Below are 20,113 nucleotides of genomic sequence, written 5' to 3'. Positions count from 1 at the left end.
AATAGGAGAGAATAAAGCATGATACAGGCATTTATCTTTGATATGGATGGCGTCATTATTGACAGTGAACCGCTGCATTTTGAAGTGGATATTCAGGTGATGAAAGACTTTGGGTCAGCCATCACTCATGAAGATCTGGAGAAGTATGTAGGCATGACCAATCCCGAGATGTGGGCCGTCATTAAAAATGAATATCAGCTTAGCCAATCCGTTGCCGAAATTATTGAGTATCAATTGTCCAATAAAATAGAAATTCTCACGGGTAGGGAAATGGAGCCGATTGACGGCATACACGAACTTCTAGCGGAACTGAAAGCGCGTCAGATCCCAGCTGCCATAGCATCATCATCGCCGCCCGTATTTATTACGGCCGTATTGCGCAAGTTCAATCTTCTGGATCAGTTCGAATGCGTGGTGAGCGGTGAAGAGGTGGAAAGAGGAAAACCGGCCCCGGATGTATACCTTAAGGCTGCTGAGTTGTTGGGTGTGAAACCGGAGCACTGCATGGTGCTGGAGGATGCCCGGCATGGCGTCGCAGCAGCAAAGGCAGCCGGAATGAAATGCATCGGCTTCGTAAACCCGAACTCGGGCAATCAGGATTTGTCGCAAGCTGATTATGTCGTGAACTCGATCCGGGAAGTCCCAGGGATTTGCCAATTTGAATAGTTAAAAAGATGAAAGAGTTTAACAGTTTGGCCGCGTGTTTTGGCTAAACTGTTTTTTATTTGATCCTGCAGGTTATAAACCCAACTTTTTGATCATACAACTCGTTTATACTATATCTACTATATTAGATCTACTATTAGTATCTAGACCTAAGTCTAGGTTCAATTTCGTCTGAAGACGGAAGGCATCCTTTTTCAAACATGATATCCTTACATTAACATGGTACGAGAGAGGGAATGGAACGAATGAATTCGAACTTGAGTTTGACCAACGAGGTCACGCAATATACTTGCTGCCTGATTGGCAGCCAAGCAGAGGAGAAAAGCCTGGATGGATTTTCTACGTAATTTAGGCGATATCGGATTATTCATTCATGCTATGATCGATGCGATTATTTTTCCAATTCCGGCATTGTTCTCACAGCTTTCTTTGAGTGCTTTGAGTCCGGATCGTGCGATCTGGCTCGCCTCAATCGGTTTTGTCGGATGCTTAATCGGTACGCCGATCGGATATGGAATTGGCAAGGCTTCCGGGGGCCTGGTCCTAAACAAGATCATGAAGCGAAAATGGTATGATTCTGCAACCGCCTTATTCACCAAGCATGGGGAAGCCGCTATTCTAGTCGGTGCATTCACGCCAATTCCCTTCAAAATTTTTACCATTCTATCCGGTTGCATGAGTTATCCCCTATGGAAGCTTCTCAGTTATGCAGCTCTCGGACGTGCTGTGAAGTTCTATACTGTAGGTGTGTTGTTCTACGTGTATGGCCGTACAGCTGAGAATATGGTGGACAGTGTGTTAACCATTATTCTTTTGTCAGTCGGTGCTCTGATTGGGGGTATCTGGCTAACCGTACGCTACGTAAAGAACCGTAAGAAAAAACGTTCGGAAGTCCAAAGCGTGCAAGGACAAGAGGATTCAATTGACGTTACGGCAGGTAAGAATGAATGATTGAGGGAGCTCGAAGAGCGGATCTTCGGGTATCCCCCTCTGATTGCAATTATCATATAACGTTAGATAAGGAGTAATATCCATGAGATCCATGAATGAGCAAAAAATCATCGTATTAACCGGAAGTCTGGGAGAGGGTCATAACCAGGCATCAAAGGCCATTATGGAATCCGCAAAAAGAAACTACCCTCATCTGCGCGTTAAAGTTATTGATTACATGGAATTAACCCATCCCAGGCTGCATGTGGCCGGACAGTTTTTCTTTGTGCAGTGGATGAAGCATTTCCCATCTGTTTACGGATATCTTTTTCAAAAAACTCGTGAAGAAAACGCGCTGATCCATATGCTGAAACGTTCCAGCACCTTTAGTCTGCATAAACTGGGAACGATGCTGGAGGCGGAAAAGCCAGCTATCGTGGTCAGCACATTTCCTCCGGCAGCGGCGGGGATGTCCCTGCTGAAGGCGATGGGGTACACAGATGTACCAACAGTTACCGTGATGACGGATCATACAGATCACAGTTACTGGATTCATTCGCATACGGATTATTATATGGTAGGTTCCGACAGGGTGAAGTCAGCGTTGGAGCGCAAAGGCGTACCGAGCGCCAAAATATCCATGACCGGTATTCCTGTCCATCCGCTTTATAGTCAACCGGTGGATCAGGACCAGCTTCGAGCGTATTATGGCTTGAAAACATCGGAGAAGGTAGTCCTGATTATGGGCGGCGGGGAAGGAATGATCGATAAAGAAATTATCGAGCTAATGAAATCAAGGAGATACCCGCAACATGTACGTTTTATGGTGGTATGCGGTCGCAATATGAAGCTATATCAAACGCTGCTGGAGGATTTTGCCGATCATCCACAAATTAAAGTCATGGGCTATGTGGACCGCATGCATGAATTGATGGCGATGGCCGATTTGATGGTGACCAAGCCGGGAGGACTTACGATTTCCGAGGCGCTTACGATGAAGTGCCCTATGTTGCTGGTTAAACCTTTGCCTGGCCAAGAACAGGATAACGCAGATTATCTGGTTGGCATTGGGGTGGCACGCCAAGCAATGGCAGGAGAACTACAGCATCAATTATTGACTTTAATGACGAGTCCTTCCATTCTGCAAGAGATGAAGCGAAAAGCAGCCATGAATACACATAAGGATTCGGCGCGATCAGTTCTGACAAGATTGATGGATATTCAGCAAAATTACCGTCCTTCAAGAGAGTGGGCTGATGTGAATCCGGTGCCATATGAGGTGCTTAACAGGGAAGTTTATGCTAATGAGTCTCGGCATCATTACTGAAAAATGCGGATGAATATGGCATAGCATGGGACGTATTTTCTTTGAAGTGCTTTTGATTTTATGTAGTATGAGCACCCTACATAACGAGTTTACTGCTCCGCCTTCTGGCGGAGTTTTTTATATGGATCCCGATGTCGTAATATCTAACTTGGTTGTCGCAATCTTACACTGTGAATCAGGCGATTCGTGTGATAGATTAATTGCATGATGTCTTAATATTAGATACTGAGGTGACCAGAATGATTAGAATCGGTAAAATTAGTTATTGGCATGTGCATGCATGGGATTATACGAAACAAGCGCAGGAGCATCCGGATACTCAAATCGTAGCGGTATGGGATGAGAATCCCGAGCGCGGAAGAGAAGCCGCTGAGAAGCAGGGTGTGACTTTTTATGAATCTTTGGATGAAATGCTGAAAAGCGACGAGATCGATGGTGTAATCGTAGATGCTCCTACATCGATGCATAGAGAAGTGATGCTGAAAGCTGCGGCGGCAGGCAAACATATTTTCACGGAAAAAGTAATCGCTGCTACCCTGCAAGAGGTCAATGACATCATCCGTGCTGTGGATGAGAATCAGGTGAAATTAACGGTTTCGCTGCCGCGTCTGAACGACGGCTATACATTGGCAATTCGCAAGGTATTGGAAGAAGGATTACTGGGCACTGTAACGCTTGTCCGGGTACGTTTATCTCATAATGGCGCAACTGCCGGCTGGCTGCCTGAACATTTTTACAGCTTGGAGGAATGTCGAGGAGGAGCATTGATTGACCTGGGATGTCATCCAATGTATTTGACACGCCTGTTCCTCGGTGAAGAAGCGGTCGATGTTCATGCCAATTTTGGATACATTACAGGTAAAGAGGTTGAAGACAACGCGGTAGCTACTCTCTCCACGGCTTCAGGTGCTGTGGGCGTGGTAGAGGCCGGTTTTGTGAACAGCTTCTCGCCGTTTACTATTGAGATTCATGGAACGGATGGAACGATTCTGTACGGAACACCGGACGACAAGCTTCTGATTCGTACAACGAAGAAAGAAGAGTATTCGAACAAGTGGGTGGAACTGCCGGTTCCTGCAAACCGTGCAAGTGCATTTGAACAATGGGTGACACATATTCAACAAGGTACATTGGCAGAAGAGAATATCGCTTATGCGGTTGAGTTAACCAAACTGATGGAGGCGTCCAACCGTTCGGCTAAGGAGCATCGCGCCGTTCGATTGGATGAATTGCAGGGATAAGAATTAGGGATGATACTGCCATATGAATAATCATTTTTCGTATGAACGAATGAAAGATCGGCAGGATGCTTTGGAACGACTCGATTTGAAGGTGTATTGGGGACGCTATGAGATCCGGGTTCTACGGTTCCATCTCACGACCTTCCCGCCAGGAAAGATTGTGTCCTTCCATAAACATGCAGAGTATGAATTCCATTTCATACCACGCGGCAAAGGAACGGTTATTATGGACGAGCAGCCTTATGCCCTGCGTGAAGGCATGTTCTATCTCACGGGTCCGAATGTGCTTCATTATCAGGAGGCTGATCAAACGGAAGCGATGGATGAATTATGTCTGCATGTGGACATTATTCCGCTTGAAGAGGTAGCTAATGATACGAATCAGGTAAGGCCGATGTCGGACCCATGGGAAATTGCAGAAGCTGATGATTGCATGGAGAAGCTGCGGGGGATGCCTCTGAAGCCAACGATGGATATCCATCGTGCGATGCCTTATTTTCATGAGGCTTATCAAGCTTCCCAGGAGAGGTATCCGGGTCTGTACACCACGATCAAGCAGTGCATTATCCAGATATTACTGCGTGCAGTACGCGCATATGAGTCCGAGCCAACGGAGGCTGAATTACCCTCAAGAGATATGAAGGCTTACCGTTATCAACTGGCACTGGAATATATTTATGCGAACTCATCGGGTGAGATCGTGCTGGATGACGTCGCTGAGAAGCTGCATATCAGCTCAAGGCAGCTGCAGCGTATATTCAAGGAACAGGCGGACGGGCATTCGTTCAGTGAAATCCTTGAGCATGTGCGACTTGAAGCGGTCTGCCGGAAACTGATCGAGACCACATGGCCGATCGATAAAATCGCCATGCATGAGGGATTCTCAAGCGGCAGTTATCTGCATACTGTATTTCGTAAACGATATGGGTATACACCATCAACCTATCGTGCAAAGAATGTGAAAGTGTAGGGGGAGTATCAGCCATGGGCAAAATCATACGAATTGGAATCATTGGAAGCGGCGGCATTGCGGGGGAGCACGCTAAATATTACAAAAAGATTGAAGATGTACAGATCGTCGCCGTGGCTGATATTTTACCTGGTAGAGCCGATCAATTTATTGAGCGTTGGGGTTTGCAGGGAGCGATCGGGTTCGATGATCATCGCAGATTGTTGGATCTCGACCTGGATGGCGTCAGCATCTGTACGCCAAATGTCGCTCACTATAGAACAACCATTGATGCACTGTCGGCGGGTAAACACGTCATGCTTGAGAAACCGATGTCGGTCACTTTAGATGAAGCGATCGAGATGGTTAAGCTCTCAAAGAAGACCGGGAACATGCTGAATGTTGGCTTCCAGCCACGTTATGACCCCAATATGGGAATCATTAGAGATTTTGTTCAGAACGGTGAGCTCGGAAAAGTCTATTATGTTGAAACCGGTGGCGGGCGTCGCCGAGGCATGCCGGGCGGTACATTTATCCGACAAGAAATTTCCGGGGCCGGAGCTATGGCGGATATCGGATGTTATTCTCTGGATATGGCGCTTAGTGCCCTAGGGTATCCTAAACCTCTAACGGTATCGGCCTACACTTCGAACTATTTTGGAACGAATCCCAAATATCATGCGGAACACGCATCATTTAATGTGGAGGATTTCGGCGTAGCCATCGTTCGGTTCGAAGGGGATCTTGTCTTGAACTTCAAAACATCCTGGGCTATGCATATGGATACCTTAGGTGCGACGATGTTCCTCGGGACCGATGCAGGCTTGAAAATTACGCCGGCAGGTTCGGGACCTTGGAGCGGTGTATGGGATGGGCAGGTAGGATCCATCTCTTTGTTCCACGATATACAAGGACATCACACGGAGAGTCCTATTCCGCTGATGAACCATCAGCTCAACGTATTTGAGGAGAAAATCAAGGATTTCGTCCGCGCAGTTCGTGAAGGTAAGCCCGCTCCCATTCCGGGTGAAGAGGTGCTTCGCAATCAAGCGATTTTGGATGGAATCCTCCGTTCTTCGCAAAGCAAGAGAGAAGTGGAGATTCATATTCCGGATCTATAAAAAGAGACGAAAGCCGCGCATACCAGCGCGGCTTTTTTTCTGATAATATAATCTTGACCGACAAGAAAAAGATTCCATTTATTTGAGGGATATGATAGTATAAGCGCGAACAATTGTTCTTCGTGTGAAGGTGACTGGAGCCATGCCGATGGTGCATATAATTGATATTTTTGATAGATCAAGTTGCTGATATGAGCACAAATGGCCTGGGCAGTTCCTTTGTAAGAACAAATAGATATGAGGTGGCATCTTTGATTGTTGTAAGTGCTTGTTTATCCGGTTTGAAGGTTCGTTATAATGGTTCAGACTGCTTGGACAAGAATATCGAACAGCTTGTAAAAGCCCAGAAGGCTGTAACCGTATGCCCTGAGCTCCTTGGTGGATTCTCAATTCCGCGTGAGCCTGCCGAAATTGTTGGTGGGACAGGGGATGATGTTCTATCTGGGCATGCCAGAGTGGTTGAATTGTCGGGAAGAGACGTGACTGAGAGGTATATAGAAGGTGCGCAGCAGGCGCTCAGAACGGCACGGGAGCTTGGAGCCTTATTGATCGTATTGAAAGAGGACAGTCCATCTTGTGGCAGTTCAAAGATATACAACGGTGAATTTGACAATAAGAAGATAGCCGGCTCGGGCGTAACAACAGCACTTCTGCGCAGGGAAGGTTACACGGTGATCTCTGAACATGAGCTCAGTGCCTATGCAGCCCAGCCGGAATATGCATCCCTTTTTTCAGCAAGTTAAGTTGTAGTATTATTAATGGTATATGCGATTTCGTCCTGATCCATTAAATATGATAGAATTATCATATCAACTTCTTATAGTGTTGAGATTCTTTATATTGGAGGGAACTATGGAGCTTATTAATCAAACAGAAGTACAGCAAATGATTGATAAATTGAAGGATCAGGATTTATATATTCATCTTGAGATGACGACAGGTGCCTATGCAGCACATTATGACAGCACCAAGCATCCTGCAGCTAACTTTATAACGAATGCCATCATTCGTTACAGCCATGGTGCCATATCCGGTAATGGACCTTATCGGGTTGGCTTGAAGATGAATCATGGCTGGGTGTACACGGAAGGGCTCACCCATTTTGAACAGGCCGATACGGACCGTCTGATCATGGCGGGTCATGACAATCAGGGCAAGCTGGTCGTTGCTTTACAGCTGAGCCGGAAGCCTTTTTAATAAGGGGAAGGAGACGAGACTATGGAGCAAAACATACTGGTCATATTGCCGCATCCGGATGACGAAGCATTTGGTTTATCCGGCACGTTGGCTAAATATATTGTTGAAGGCGCGCATGTTACCTATGCTTGTTTAACACTTGGAGAAATGGGGCGCAACATGGGTATCCCTCCGTTTGCGAACCGTATTACACTGCCGACCATTCGTAAGGCAGAATTGGAAGAATCCTGTAAAGCTATCGGCATACAGGATTTAAGATTGCTTGGTTTTCATGATAAAACGATTGAATTTGAGGATCAAGAAAGACTGGATAGCGTAATTGCATCATTAATTGAGGAAGTAAAACCGTCATTGGTTTTCACTTTCTATCCAGGATACAGCGTTCATCCTGACCATGATGCCACAGGCGCAGCTGTCGTTCGTACCATTCAGAAGATGCCAGCAGAGGATAGACCGTTGGTTCAATGCTTGGCGTTCTCGAACAACTGCGAGCAGGAGCTTGGCAAACCGGATGTTTACCAAGATGTGTCCATGTTTATGGTGCAGAAGTTGAACTCCATTCAAGCTCATCGCTCTCAGTTCCAAGCAGCCGAGTTGATGGGTAAGAAACAGATGAAAGCCAAGGAAGTTGAGCAGCGCTTCGGAACAGAGCGCTTCTGGACGTATACATTCGCATAATGTCCATCTTGTAATGGACGATAGAAAGAGCCACAGGAATCTGTGGTTCTTTTTGTTTGGTCTGTTATGTTATGGCTTGGTGGGTCCCTCTAAAGCAGGCAGTGTCTGAATCCAACTTCAGGCACTATGGACTGCTGATGGAAAGAGGGTATAGTGTTCCTTTTAGGCAGAAGGAAGTTTTTCCGGTCTCTTCTGAAACAACGAGTACCAAGGCATCGCACATTTCAGATAGTCCAATAGCTGCACGATGACGCGTACCAAGCTTCCGGTCACCATAGGTTTTGGATGTTAAGGGCAGCACGTTTGCGGCAGAAATAATCATATCTTTACGTACAAGCACGGCTCCGTCGTGCAGGGGACTGCCGGGAACGAATATGGATTCAAGCAGGGGACTTGTAATTTCGGCGGATAAAGGGATACCTGGCGTCATTAACGAGTCCAGCTGATCTTCCCGTTGAATGACGATGAGTGCGCCCCGCTTTTTTTGAGCGAGATGATATATGGATCTGGCGATTTCCTGATATTTGCTTGTGAAGGGAAAGAGAAAACAATTGAGATAATACGTAGAGGATATGGATTCAGCTTCCATAAATTTTGTTCTTACCATGTGGAGTTCGCCCAGCAGACAAGAACTGTTATCGTCTAAATGAACGATCACCTTTGTTAAATGTCCTGTAATGTCCGTGAGCTGTTCCTTCAATTTGTGTTTAAGCGGTGTAAAATTACAATTCTGATCTAGCATCCGTTATCCCTCCTTATCATGTTTATGATGACCATTTCCCCATATCGATATTCTATATTGAGGGCCGTTCTCCACATCTAGTTAAACACGATTCGTCAATTTATCAATAAAACTGATAAATGCTATAAGAAGATTGGAATTGACCCTTCCATCAAGCTGTGATAGGTTCAGAGGAGAAATAAATTAATTGTATCGTAATAGTAGGAATTAATCATGGGCGCTTTTGAGAGGTGGATATAGTTTGGAACTCCAAGTAACGAACAGTCCTTTTAATCAGGAACAGGTGGAATTGCTAAACCGCTTGCTGCCGACTTTGACGGAATCGCAAGCGACCTGGCTCAGCGGTTTTATCGCTGCGCTGCAGACAACGGCTGCGAGTGCAGCCATTGCAGCTGTACCACAGCAAAACACTGCGGGAGCGGTGCCGACAAAGGTAGCAGCCGAACCTAAAGAAGTTACGATCTTATACGGATCGCAGACAGGCAATGGGCACGGATTATCAAAGAAATTGTCTAAGAAACTTGAAGAGACAGGACTTACGGTCACTTTGTCTTCAATGAGCGATTTTAAACCGAATAATCTGAAGAAGCTGCAGAATCTTCTTATTATTGTAAGCACGCACGGAGAGGGCGAGCCGCCAGATAATGCGATTCCGTTCTACGAATTCCTCCATAGCAAGCGTGCACCTCAAGTAGAGCAGCTGCAATATTCGGTATTGGCGCTGGGAGATACTTCTTATGAATTCTTCTGTCAGACGGGTAAAGATTTTGACAAGCGACTAGAGGAATTAGGCGGCAAACGCTTGACGGCTAGAGTGGATTGTGACGTGGATTTCGATGAGTCTGCCGCAGAATGGATGAACCAAGTATTGTCGTCGTTGAATGAGGCTGGCGCCGGGTCTAACCAAACAATCAGTGTGAGTGCTACAGCCTTGAGCGAGGATACGGAGTCGGAATATTCGAGAAGCAATCCGTTTCAAGCCGAGATCCTGGAGAATTTGAATTTGAATGGAAGAGGATCCGACCGAGAGACGCGCCATTTGGAAATTTCTCTTGAAGGATCGAATTTACAATATGAACCGGGAGACAGCATTGGAATCTACCCGGAGAATCATCCTCAGCTGGTAGATGACCTTATCTCAATCATGAACTGGAATGCAGATGAGGTGGTCGTAGTTAAGAACGGGGAAGCAAGAACGCTTCGGGACGCCTTACTGCGCCATTATGAAATTACGGTTCTTACGAAACCTCTAATTGAGCAAGCGGCCAAACTCTCAGGAAATGAGGGGCTGAGCAAACTGCTTGAGCCTGGTCATGAACAAGAACTGAGAACTTATATCGACGAGCGGGATTTGCTTGATCTGGTTCAGGATTATGGACTTCAACACTTGCCTGCAAGCGATTTTGTATCCATATTACGCAAGATCCCAGCTCGCCTGTATTCTATTGCCAGCAGCTCGAAAGCATTCCCGGATGAAGTCCACATTACCGTTCGGAGTGTTCGTTATGAAGCTCATGGCCGACAACGATATGGAGTGTGTTCGGTCCAAATGGCAGAACGACTGGAAGCCGGAGACTCGCTTCCTGTTTATATCCAGCACAATCCGAATTTTAAGCTGCCTGAGAATCCGGACACGCCGATTATTATGATCGGACCTGGTACAGGCGTTGCTCCATTCCGGGCCTTCCTTGGGGAGCGGGAAGAAACGGGCGCAGAAGGAAAGTCTTGGCTGTTCTACGGAGATCAGCATTTCGCGACCGACTTCTTATACCAGATTGAATGGCAGCGCTGGTTAAAGGATGGGGTGCTGACACGCATGGATGTGGCCTTCTCACGGGATACGGACAAGAAAGTATATGTACAGCACCGGATGCTGGAGAAGAGCAAGGAGCTGTATCAGTGGTTGCAAGAAGGAGCATGCGTATACGTCTGCGGCGATGAGAAGAAGATGGCTCATGATGTGCATTCCGCCCTTGGCACTATACTTGAACAAGAAGGCGGTATGAGTCCTGAAGAAGCAACGGAATATCTGGCGCTCATGCAGCAGCAGAAACGTTATCAACGGGATGTATATTGAGGTGCATACCGTGATTGCGAGAGGAGATAAGAAACATGTCTGATAATAATCTGTTATCGCCAAATAGTGCACCCCACAGTGATGTGGAAGATATAAAGCGTCGCAGCAACTATTTGCGCGGTAGCCTTGTAGAAACTTTAGAGGATCGTATAACGGGATCCATTCCGGAAGATGATAACCGGCTGATGAAGTTCCATGGAAGTTACATGCAGGATGACCGGGATTTGCGTAACGAACGACATAAGCAAAAGCTGGAGCCCGCTTATCAGTTCATGCTGCGGGTTCGTGCTGCCGGCGGAGTTGTAACACCCGAGCAGTGGCTGATGATGGATCGCGTTGCCCAGAAATATGCGAACGGGACGATTCGGTTAACAACGCGACAATCTTTCCAGCTGCACGGTGTGCTGAAGTGGAATATGAAGAGCACAATCCAAGAAGTCAATGAATCAATGCTTAGTACACTGGCTGCTTGTGGTGACGTCAATCGTAACGTGATGTGTAATCCAAACCCTTATCAATCCGAAATTCACTCCGAGGTGTATGAGTGGGCCCGCAAAGTCAGCAATCATCTTGACCCACGTTCACGTGCATATCATGAGATCTGGCTTGATGGCGAGAAAGTTGTAGACAGCCTTGCGGATGGAGCAGAACAGGAACCAATCTACGGTCCGGTATATCTGCCGCGGAAATTCAAGATTGGTATGGCCGTTCCGCCTTCCAATGATGTTGATGTGTACTCGCAAGACCTTGGCTTCATTGCTATCGTGGAAGACGGGAAATTGATTGGCTTCAACGTTTCGGTTGGTGGCGGTATGGGAATGACGCATGGTGACCCATTAACCTACCCACAAGTGGCAAAAGTTATCGGTTTCTGCAAACCGGAACAGATCATTGATTTGGCCGAGAAGACGGTCATGATCCAGCGGGATTATGGAGACCGCGCGGTGCGCAAGCATGCTCGTTTCAAATATACGATTGATGACCGTGGGATCGACTGGTTTGTTAATGAGCTCAGTAATCGTCTGGGATGGAAGCTGGAGGAGGCAAGAGCTTATCATTTCGACCATAATGGAGATCGTTATGGATGGGTAAAAGGCAGCAACGGCAAATGGCACTTTACCCTGTTCATTCAGAACGGTCGCGTTAAGGACCAGGCCGATTACCTCTTGATGACAGGTCTTCGAGAGATTGCCAACATTCATAACGGAGACTTTCGTTTAACAGCAAATCAGAATTTGGTCATTGCCAACGTCAGCAGTCACAAGAAGAAAAAGATTGAAGAACTTATCAATCGTTATGGACTTACGGATGGCCATCATTATTCTGCATTAAGAAGAAATGCTATGGCGTGCGTATCCTTGCCAACCTGCGGTTTAGCAATGGCTGAATCCGAACGCTATCTCCCAACCCTATTGGACAAAATTGATCCGATACTGGAGGAAAATGGCCTTATCGAAGAGGATATCGTTATTCGTATGACAGGATGCCCGAATGGCTGCGCCAGACCGATGCTGGCTGAGATCGCATTTATCGGTAAAGCGCCAGGGAAATACAATATGTACTTGGGCGGCGGTTTCTCCGGACATCGCTTGAATAAGCTCTTCAAGGAGAACATTGGCGAGGCGGAGATTCTTGATTCGCTGCGTCCAATCCTTAAGCAATATGCCCAAGAGCGTCAGAAGGGCGAACATTTTGGTGATTTTGTGATTCGGGCAGGCATTGTAAAGGAAGTATTGGATGGTCAACAATTTCACGCGTAATTATACTTAGTTATTAACAACCCGGAGCTCTTCTTCTAGAAGGGCTCCGGGTTGTTATGTTCATCTCACCTCTTTTCTGTCTCGCCCCATACTTCAAACCAAAGAGCCGCCTCTTGAAATTGGGAGGCGGCTCTTTTTTGCTACTCATTGCTCCAATACGCCGGTGGTGCTCGTTTTCTTTTTAAACAATGGGATCAGCAGTGCTGAACCTATGAGGAGCAAGAGTGCGCTTGCTGCATAGACGAAGAACAGGGACAGCTGGTTTTTGAGCAATCCGCCCAGCGACATGCCCAGCACCATCATGCCCATAAAGATCGGGGTGAGGGCGCCGCCTACCCGACCAATATATGGCCCTTCCGTATTGTTTAGGATCAGGGTGTTGATTCCAATGTGGATGGTGGGGTAAAAGAATCCGTTAAGCACTAGAAGCAGCAGCGTAAACATGATGCTTGTTGACCAGCCGATTCCGAGGTTTCCGACAGCACTAACGGTCAGGCCAAGAGCTAGCAAGGTTTGAGGGCGGATTTTCTTGGCAAATGCCATGACGAACCCGCCTCCAACTAGCATCGCCACCCCATTGACGGTTAACAGCCATTGCAAGAATGACTTATCCTGACCGAGATTCTCCATCGTCACAAATATCGCGAGCGGCTGAATAAGTCCCGATGCCAAGCCAGCGGCGGCGAAGGCCGCACCTAGTGTTCGGAGCGTTTGATTACTCCATACATAACGAAGGCCTTCGATAAGTTCTTGCTGCAGGTTCTGTCGCTTGGATTGTGCCTCTTCCAGCATATCACGAGGCAGCAAAGCCAGAATCAAGCCAGAGCCCAGGAATAGCGTGCCTGTGGCGATCAGCGATATTTCTATGCCGTACTTTTGGTATACAAATGCGCCTGCGATCGGGCCGATAACCGTAAAGAAGGCAACCATGGATTGAAACATAGCCATTACGGACTGAAGCTGTTCAGCGGGCACATGCTGTTTGAACAGCTTCATCGCCGAGGGCTGGGAGAATTGTGACACGGTGGCAGAGAAGAACGTGAGTACCAGCAATGCCTGCCACGACCCATTATGAACGGCGATCAGCACGAAAAATACCGATAACGCAGACAAAACATCCGAACAGACCATGGTACGTTTAGGACGCCAGCGGTCCGCGAAAGTACCGCCGATGAAGGCAAACAAGAAAATAGGGGCGAATTCGGCTACGGATATGAGAGATACATACACTGGATTGTTGTCTGTCATGTCCGTAACGTATAACAGAATGGCGAAGTTGCGAACCCAAATGCCGAGGTTCAAGAGTACGCGTGAGAACACAACCGTTCGGACATACGGGTTGTTAAGCATAATGAATGACACTCCTTTCGTGGCCCGCATATTTCAGGCCGGACATTATAAAAAACAATCGAATGCGCATTTCGTTTGTTAATACATAGACATAATAATATTTTGTCTATAAATAATCAACATTAATTTTGTGGTTCCTATATATCGCTCGCCAAAAAGGCACTTCCCGCATCGGTTCATGCGCTTGAAGTACCTTCGAGTCTGATTGATTATTACGGGCATGTTTCTATTTTCCGGATCTGCGCTCTTAACCTTGTTCACAGGACTTAATAGAGATATAATGGACAAGGGTATTTATCGAATACCAGTTACAGATTCAACAATGAAAGTGAGCGAAATATATGGGTCGTAAATGGAATAATATTAAAGAAAAGAAAGCATCCAAGGATGCTAATACAAGTCGCGTCTATGCGAAATTCGGTGTGGAAATTTATGTTGCCGCCAAAAAAGGCGAACCGGATCCTGAATCCAACCGCGCCCTAAAGGTCGTTCTTGAACGTGCTAAAACGTATAATGTGCCTAAAGCTATTATTGACCGCGCCTTGGATAAAGCCAAAGGCAGCGGTGATGAGAATTATGAAGAGCTGCGATATGAAGGGTTCGGTCCGAATGGTTCCATGATCATTGTGGACGCATTAACCAACAATGTGAATCGTACGGCGCCGGCTGTTCGTTCTGCTTTTAACAAGAACGGCGGTAATATGGGTGTCAGCGGATCGGTATCTTATATGTTTGATCAAACGGCAGTAATTGGCGTGGAAGGCAAGACAGCCGAGGAAGTTATGGATCTCTTGCTTGAGGCCGATCTGGATGTCCGTGATATCCTTGAAGAGGATGAAGCAGTGATTGTATACGCTGAACCAGATCAGTTCCACGCGGTTCAAGAGGCGTTCAAAGCTGCTGGCATCTCTGACTTCACCGTAGCCGAGCTTACGATGCTGGCACAGAATTTTGTTTCCCTTCCGGAAGATGGACAGGCGCAATTTGAGAAGCTGATAGATGCACTTGAGGATCTTGAGGATGTTCAGCAGGTGTATCACAACGTTGAATTCGAAGAATAACCATATACAATTTGATTCATTAAAAAACCATCGTACCCAGCATTGCTGAGTACGATGGTTTTTGCTGTTACACGATGGATTCTAATTCTGCCAACAGGGGTAGCAGTCTATTCGTCAGCTTGAACCAGAATTACTTCGGCTGAGGTGATGGCTGGAATAGATTTCGTCATCATTAGGGAGTGGTAAGCCACGATTTTTGTACCTGGTTTCAGTTCTGATTCTATACCAAGAGCCGTAATCACTTGTGTATCTTCCGTAATGTTGAGGATGATATCATTGTCCGTAGATTGGTCGGAACCTACATTAATGTAGAGCTGGTCTTTCGACGTGCGATCTGAAGCTGCGATGGTGCCTTCAATCTTGGGAGCCGAAACTTCCGAAACCACAATCTTGTCCGCATGCGTGCGGGCAGGATAAATCATCGTCATGACTTGGCTGTAATGGGCTTCTATACGAAGACCTTCCTTCAAAGCTTTAGCCGTCAACGCTTTACCATTCGCGTCCACGATTTCTGTTTCTTTATCGACGGTTAGAATTACATAATTAACACCGCCTGTTTCAAGTGCCTGACCGATCAAGGTGATATTGTTATCGGACGTAGCTGTAATAATACCATTCGTTCCAGCCGGCTCTTCTTGTACAGGTGCTTCCGCTTCAGCTTGAATTTGAATATAGTTGGTGGTGGATTGAGGCGGCAAGCTCAATGCAACCGCAGGTCCATAGAAGGAACGGATGCTCATACCAGTCTTAAGATCACTGGCTTGCAGCGTGCTACCATCAGGAGCGATGATTTTCGCTTTTGGATCCAGATGCAACAGAATGGTTTCTTCGCCATCGCGATACAAATTCGTACCCTCGACAAGGATTGCTTTGTCGTTTACCTCGGTAATCGTTCCATCAATAGCAGAGAAGTCTTGCTCCTGAACGATGATAGTCAGTGCAGACCCTTGAGCGGGAAGGCTCTTCGTCAATTTTGGACTATAGAACGCTTTAACCGCTTTGTTCTGGTCCACGATAGTCTGCAATTGGACTTTTTTGCCTGTGGCGTCAACGATCTTCGTATTTTTGGATATAGAGAGCTTTATTTCTGATTGATCGGCTGTTCCCAGGCCGCGGCCAGTCACAGTAATCCATTTGCCTGTTTCGTCATTAACGTAGTCTGTTATGTATCCCATAGTTCCAGGTACCACTTTCTTCTCCTGGTTTACGAAATTCCCTTGTCCTGCATGTATAGAAGCGGGAGGGACGGCCTGTGCATGTGCTGCTGCCGGCAGAGCTGCCATAGCGAGAATTGCAGTGGTTGCCAGTACTTTGTAGATGTTGTTCATGGTAGATTCCTCCAATTATCGATTATCCTGTGAAGCAGGATACAGCCAAGTCAAGTCGCGCTGGAAAAATGTACTGGCTGTTATATAACCATAGACGGAGAAAGTTTACGAATGTTGCACAGCCGATCGAAATTGTTCAATAGAACAATTTATAGAGAGGGTTCTATATACATAGGCCCGTGCAGGTTTTGTAAAACAAAGTCGAATTATGAGGTATACTTATCGATGTAATTGACATAGAGGGGACAGAAGATACCATGAGAACACGAATTGTTCATTGGTTTCGAAACCAGCGGATTCAAACGAAGATTATTGCGATATACCTCCCGCTGGTCTTTATACCATTACTGACCTTGGGGATATTCTCCTATCAGATCAATACGGCTTCATCCATAAATAAAACGAAGAAGAATGTTCAGGATGAGTCCCGTTTGATCACCACTAGGATCGATACGATATTGTCCAATGCGGAAAGTTTTGCAAATGTCTCGATGCTGGAGCTGAACAAGGAAGAGAAGCTGAAGCTGAAGCAAAAGGGGGATCAGCTGAATAGTGATCCTGTCGACTATGAGCTTCTTAGAGCGATCGAGAACAGACTGGATTTTGCGAAGATGATCTTTCCGGAGGTAGAATCCGCTCTTTTCATTGACAGGGCTGAAAACGTATACAGTACGAACTCCAACATGCAGTACGGTACCGAGAAGGGTCTGCGGAGTGAGATATACCGAGATGTGAACAAGAGTAACGGTAAACCTATATGGTTTCCGATGGAAAATCGGGATTACTGGGTGACTCATACCGAAGAGCCTATTCTAACCATTGGCAAAAAAATACTGGACACCGAGACGCTTGAACCGCTCGGGATCTTGCTCGTCAATATCAAGGAAGAGACATTATCCTCCGTATACCGAAGCATCGGGCCGCTGCAGCCGAACGGTTACTATATCATCGATGAGCAAGGAACCATTATCTCATCCCAGAATAAAAGCGAAATGCTGCAGCCGATGGAAGAAATGAGCAGGGTAGATGTGATGAGTCAGGAGTCCATGATGGAAGAAATACCGGGACCAGATGGCCATAACATCTTATTATCCTCCGTGGGCTTTAGCAAGATGAACTGGAAGCTTATCAATGAGATTTCGGTCCGGGAACTGACTCGGGACACGAGGCAGGTATCTCAGATCATTCTCATGATCGGAGGCATCTGTTTGATACTAGCTGTTCTTGGAGCCATCATGCTGTCGCGATCTATCGGGAATCCGATCATGCAGCTGAGTAAACAAATGAAGCGAATCCGGGAGGAGAATATTGATCAGCCGATCGATGTAAGGACGAATGATGAGATTGGAATTCTCGGTTCAGGCCTAAACGTTATGCTGGGCCGGATTAATGATCTGCTTGTCAAAGTAAAGGATGAGCAGAAGAAGAAGCGAGAGTATGAATTGGCACTCATCCAAAATCAGATCAAACCCCATTTTTTCTACAACACCTTGGACTTGATTTATGTGTTATGTAAATCCGGTGAGAGCGAAACGGCAGGCAAGGCAACGAAATCTCTGGCCGATTATTACCGGGTTGCGCTCAGCAATGGACAGGAGATCATTACCATTCGCGAGGAGATCAGAAATGTGAACAGCTATTTATCGATACAGCGTACACGCTATTCCGATCTATTCGATTTCCAGATTAAGATTCAGGATGACATGATGGATTATGCGATACCCAAGTTGACACTTCAGCCTCTTGTAGAGAACTCGATTTATCACGGTCTCAAAGAGAAGGGAAGCTTCGGTCATATACAGATTGAAGGTGTGAAGAAAGACGATGTTCTGGAGCTGATTGTCAAGGATGACGGTATCGGCTTCTCACCGAATTTGCTGAAGCAGATGCACCGCAAGCGAAGCGAGGAACGCGGTTCTTTTGGACTTAGCAGTGTGGACGAACGAATAAAGCTGTATTACGGGGAACGGTATGGAACCCGCATTCACAGCGAACCGGGTGAAGGCAGCGAGGTCATTGTTGTCATCCCGCTAACAACGAGAGGAGATTTACAAGATGTATAAAGTTGTGATCGCAGACGATGAAGCGGTTTTTCGCAAGTACCTACGTGGTGTGGTGGATTGGGAAGCGGAGGGCTTTGAATACTGCGGGGAAGCGAAGAACGGCATGGAAGCCTGGGAGCTTGTACAGAAAGAGAAGCCGCATCTCGCTCTGATCGATATTAATATGCCTTACATGAACGGGATGGATTTAGCGCAGAAGCTGAAGGAGTTCAACCCGGATATGGTCGTCATATTAGTCACCGGTCACAGTGAGTTTGAGTACGCACGCAAAGCGATCAAAATCGGGATTGAGGATTATATCCTGAAGCCTTTTGATGAGGAGGAGCTGCTATCGGCTCTACATCAGGTGAAAAACAATTTGCAAAAGACCATAATCGGACAACACCAGGAACAGGAGGAACGTCAATTATGGCGGGAAAGCTTCCTGAATCTCCTTATCAGCGGTGAATACCGGGATGATGACGAATATATCCTGCACCAGATGACTAAGTTTGATTTTGCTGAGTATCCCGCCGTGTTCCAGGTCATATCGGTTGAAATCGATGATTTATTACATGAATGGGAGCAGTTAAACGATATCCGTTTCAAGAAATATATTATATCCAACTTGCTGATGGATTTGGTGCAGCTGGAGGGTCATCAGTTTATTTTCAACGGACCGGAGAATCGAATCGTATCACTGCTCCAGTTTGCCGCTGACGAAGACTATGAACAGTTCAGTTTAAAAGGATACAATCAATTGTTTATGCTGATTCGCGATCGTTTCGGCTTTAGTGTATCAATCGGAATCGGAAATGCAGGACAAGGAATTTCATCGATTCGCAAGTCTTACATGGAGTCTGTCATCGCACTTAAAAACCGAATATCAACAGAAGAAGCAAACGTCGTTCATTATCGGGATACGGCAACACGCACATCGAATGTTGGATTCTACCCGAGTGAGATGAATGAGAATCTGCTGATTTCACTCCGCCTTCATGATGAAGAAGAAATTCGTAAACAACTTGCGGCCATTGAGCATTATATTCGTGATCGGCAACTGTCCGGAGATTATATTCATATGATCCTTGCCGGGCTTGTTTCGTTATGTCTTACCTACATCTATGAGATTGGCAAAACCGTTGAGGAAATATTCACTCCGGAGTTCTCGCCGTTTCAGGAAATCACCAATCAACCTACGTTAAAAGAGGCTTTTGAATGGATTACGAATCTATACACGACAGCTATGCAGTATTCAAAGAGCGTAAAACATTCTAAATCAGCAAAAATACTAGCGGCCGCATGCGAATATATCCAGAACCATTACCAGGACAGCCAGTTAAAAGTTGAGGAGGTCTCCCAAAGCCTGTATATCCAGTCCAGATACTTAAGAAGGATATTCAAGCAGGAGCTTGGCATAGGCGTCAGTGACTATATCACGGATGTCCGCATGCAGAGAGCAAAGGAGCTTTTGCTAGCTGGGCATAATTTGAAATTATCCGAAATCTCAGAGATGGTTGGGTACGGCGATCCGTCTCATTTTAGTAAAAGCTTTAAGAAATATACTGGATTACCGCCAAGTGAGTATGAGGTACTGCATAAAAAGTAGGTCGAAATATACAAATGTGTTCCGTTTTGTCCCTC

Annotated in this window: 17 protein-coding genes; 14 read left to right on the top strand and 3 right to left on the bottom strand. The window is 46.2% G+C overall.

What is annotated here, in order from left to right; genetic code table 11:
- The first annotated feature begins 18 nt into the window (after window positions 1-18).
- The 9 genes from ABEQ74_RS03030 (at window position 19) to bshB2 (ending at window position 8,109) form a co-directional block, all read left to right on the top strand.
- A complete protein-coding gene (locus tag ABEQ74_RS03030; protein ID WP_430119303.1) occupies window positions 19-666 on the top strand; it encodes an HAD family hydrolase in 648 nt (215 codons plus the stop codon).
- Between the two features lie 330 nt (window positions 667-996).
- Entirely contained in the window at window positions 997-1,617 is a 621-nt protein-coding gene (locus ABEQ74_RS03025) for a YqaA family protein (RefSeq protein WP_430119301.1), read from the top strand.
- An 82-nt stretch (window positions 1,618-1,699) separates the two neighbouring features.
- On the top strand, window positions 1,700-2,923 hold the full coding sequence (locus ABEQ74_RS03020; RefSeq protein ID WP_430119299.1) for an MGDG synthase family glycosyltransferase: 1,224 nt from the start codon (window positions 1,700-1,702) through the stop codon (window positions 2,921-2,923).
- A 239-nt stretch (window positions 2,924-3,162) separates the two neighbouring features.
- On the top strand, window positions 3,163-4,164 hold the full coding sequence (locus ABEQ74_RS03015; protein ID WP_430119297.1) for a Gfo/Idh/MocA family protein: 1,002 nt from the start codon (window positions 3,163-3,165) through the stop codon (window positions 4,162-4,164).
- 22 nt (window positions 4,165-4,186) lie between these two features.
- Entirely contained in the window at window positions 4,187-5,134 is a 948-nt protein-coding gene (locus tag ABEQ74_RS03010; protein ID WP_430119295.1) for an AraC family transcriptional regulator, read from the top strand.
- 14 nt (window positions 5,135-5,148) lie between these two features.
- The gene (locus ABEQ74_RS03005) at window positions 5,149-6,234 is read left to right on the top strand and encodes a Gfo/Idh/MocA family protein (protein ID WP_430119292.1); all 1,086 of its coding nucleotides are present in this window, start codon (window positions 5,149-5,151) and stop codon (window positions 6,232-6,234) included.
- A gap of 251 nt (window positions 6,235-6,485) precedes the next feature.
- Window positions 6,486-6,977, top strand: coding sequence for a DUF523 domain-containing protein (locus ABEQ74_RS03000; RefSeq protein WP_430119290.1), 492 nt, complete (start codon window positions 6,486-6,488; stop codon window positions 6,975-6,977).
- A 109-nt stretch (window positions 6,978-7,086) separates the two neighbouring features.
- The gene (locus ABEQ74_RS02995; RefSeq protein WP_430119288.1) at window positions 7,087-7,431 is read left to right on the top strand and encodes a YojF family protein; all 345 of its coding nucleotides are present in this window, start codon (window positions 7,087-7,089) and stop codon (window positions 7,429-7,431) included.
- A 21-nt stretch (window positions 7,432-7,452) separates the two neighbouring features.
- On the top strand, window positions 7,453-8,109 hold the full coding sequence (gene bshB2 / locus ABEQ74_RS02990; protein ID WP_430119286.1) for a bacillithiol biosynthesis deacetylase BshB2: 657 nt from the start codon (window positions 7,453-7,455) through the stop codon (window positions 8,107-8,109).
- Between the two features lie 124 nt (window positions 8,110-8,233).
- On the opposite strand, the gene cdaS is transcribed toward bshB2, so the two are convergent.
- Window positions 8,234-8,851, bottom strand: a complete 618-nt coding sequence (gene cdaS / locus ABEQ74_RS02985; RefSeq protein ID WP_430119284.1) for a sporulation-specific diadenylate cyclase CdaS — start codon at window positions 8,849-8,851, stop codon at window positions 8,234-8,236.
- 241 nt (window positions 8,852-9,092) lie between these two features.
- Here cdaS and ABEQ74_RS02980 point away from each other — a divergent pair, with 241 nt between their 5' ends.
- Window positions 9,093-10,928, top strand: a complete 1,836-nt coding sequence (locus ABEQ74_RS02980) for an assimilatory sulfite reductase (NADPH) flavoprotein subunit (RefSeq protein ID WP_430119282.1) — start codon at window positions 9,093-9,095, stop codon at window positions 10,926-10,928.
- 35 nt (window positions 10,929-10,963) lie between these two features.
- The gene (gene cysI / locus ABEQ74_RS02975) at window positions 10,964-12,688 is read left to right on the top strand and encodes an assimilatory sulfite reductase (NADPH) hemoprotein subunit (RefSeq protein WP_430119280.1); all 1,725 of its coding nucleotides are present in this window, start codon (window positions 10,964-10,966) and stop codon (window positions 12,686-12,688) included.
- A gap of 144 nt (window positions 12,689-12,832) precedes the next feature.
- Here cysI and ABEQ74_RS02970 read toward each other — a convergent pair whose 3' ends face one another.
- A complete protein-coding gene (locus ABEQ74_RS02970) occupies window positions 12,833-14,038 on the bottom strand; it encodes an MFS transporter (protein ID WP_430119278.1) in 1,206 nt (401 codons plus the stop codon).
- Window positions 14,039-14,379: 341 nt separating this feature from the next.
- Between ABEQ74_RS02970 and ABEQ74_RS02965 the strand changes: the two genes are divergently transcribed.
- Window positions 14,380-15,099, top strand: coding sequence for a YebC/PmpR family DNA-binding transcriptional regulator (locus ABEQ74_RS02965; RefSeq protein WP_054402712.1), 720 nt, complete (start codon window positions 14,380-14,382; stop codon window positions 15,097-15,099).
- Window positions 15,100-15,206: 107 nt separating this feature from the next.
- On the opposite strand, the gene ABEQ74_RS02960 is transcribed toward ABEQ74_RS02965, so the two are convergent.
- Window positions 15,207-16,427 carry a peptidase gene (locus tag ABEQ74_RS02960; protein WP_430119276.1) on the bottom strand — a complete coding sequence of 407 codons (1,221 nt, stop codon included), beginning with the start codon at window positions 16,425-16,427 and terminating at the stop codon, window positions 15,207-15,209.
- Window positions 16,428-16,684: 257 nt separating this feature from the next.
- Here ABEQ74_RS02960 and ABEQ74_RS02955 point away from each other — a divergent pair, with 257 nt between their 5' ends.
- Together ABEQ74_RS02955 and ABEQ74_RS02950 are read left to right on the top strand one after the other, a co-directional pair.
- Window positions 16,685-18,490, top strand: coding sequence for a cache domain-containing sensor histidine kinase (locus ABEQ74_RS02955; protein ID WP_430119274.1), 1,806 nt, complete (start codon window positions 16,685-16,687; stop codon window positions 18,488-18,490).
- A complete protein-coding gene (locus ABEQ74_RS02950) occupies window positions 18,483-20,078 on the top strand; it encodes a response regulator (RefSeq protein ID WP_430119272.1) in 1,596 nt (531 codons plus the stop codon). Before ABEQ74_RS02955 ends, ABEQ74_RS02950 begins: the two co-directional genes overlap by 8 nt.
- Window positions 20,079-20,113 lie beyond the last annotated feature (35 nt).

This window comes from Paenibacillus solani (assembly GCF_050475945.1).
Classification (GTDB): domain Bacteria; phylum Bacillota; class Bacilli; order Paenibacillales; family Paenibacillaceae; genus Paenibacillus_AQ; species Paenibacillus_AQ solani_A.
Note: the sequence above shows the minus strand (reverse complement) of the source record. Positions and strands in the feature narration are given on the sequence as shown.